The 1,201-nt window shown below is 68.1% G+C and carries 1 protein-coding gene; it reads right to left on the reverse strand.

Translation table 11 applies throughout. From position 1 onward, the window contains the following. Positions 1 to 236: 236 nt before the first annotated feature. A partial coding sequence (locus AB0E67_RS36490) for an IS1380 family transposase (RefSeq protein WP_362035167.1) occupies positions 237 to 1,201 on the reverse strand: 965 nt, incomplete at its 5' end.

A 1,201-nucleotide genomic window follows, 5' to 3' on the forward strand; every position in this document is an offset into this window, starting at 1 on the left:
CACCCGTCGAGTACGAGACCAACTACTACACGGAACTGACAAAACCCCAGGTCACAACCACAATCTGAGATCTCTACCGAACCCGGGGCGGTTCACACCGAGGTGGTTTGAGAGTGGTCTTTTGATCGGCTTCGAGTCGGGTGGCCGGGTGGGGGCAGGTTGTGTCCGCTGGTCTGCCCAGCTTTTCCACGATTCGGCTCCGGTCGGGCCCTGGCGGGCGGGGGTGGTCAGTGACGTCAGGGTGTCCCGGGCGGTGCGCGGACGGTGGCGAACAGCTGTGTCCAGGCGTGCTGCCAGGGCCATTGCTGCGGTAGGTGCAGGGTGAGGCGCCGGGCTGAGCGGGCGATCCGGGCGGGAACGTGGACCAGGTGAGCACGCAGGGTGGCGGTGGTGGCCCTGGCATGGAAGGCAGAGGCCAGCGCTCCGGCGGCCCGCAGCAGGTTGTAGGTCATCGCCCACTGGATCAGCCAGGCCGCGTTGGCGTGGAACTTCCCCGAGGGCAGGTGGGCCAGGGCGGAGGCTTTGCTGTCGGCGATGACCTGCTCGACAACGGCGTGATGGCGGTGTTCCCGCTCGGCCTGGAGGGTCTCGGCTGGGTTGTCGGTGAAGAACGGGTGGTAGCGCCAGACGGGAAACAACTCGCCCTGCTCACCCATGACGGCGTTTTTGGCCAGGTCACGGACCCGGCGCACGATCAGCCGCGCGGTGACCCGCTCGCTCTTCTTGCGGCTCGCGAAGGCGGTGTAAGCGGGTATCTCGGCGACTTCGGCGTCCGAGATGAGTTCACCGGTCTCGGGGTCGGGGACCGCGGTCGGGTATGTGATCTGCTGCCAGGCCTGGTCGGGAATGCCGAGGAGGGCCCGTTTGACGGCAGGGTTCATCCCGCAGGTGATCGAGAAGTGGGCTCCGGCCCGGCGGCAGGCCGCGATCACACCAGCGTTGTAGAACTGCGAGTCCCCTCGCAGGATCCGGGTGCCGGTGCAGCCCGCCTCGACGGCGGTGGCCAGCGCCTCACTGACGAATTTCGGGGCACCGCGGGAATCGGCTGCCTTGCCGCGCCGCATCCGCACGGTGGCGATCACCGGGCGGGAGCCAGGCGTGCAGAGCGTGGCGAGCAGGGGGTGCAGGGTGCGGACGCCCTTGAACCGGCCGTACTCGGCGCCCTGCTTGGCCCGGCCGTAGATCCGTTTGTGGGTGGAGT

This window comes from Streptomyces sp. NPDC032161 (assembly GCF_040636995.1).
Taxonomy (GTDB): Bacteria; Actinomycetota; Actinomycetes; order Streptomycetales; family Streptomycetaceae; genus Streptomyces.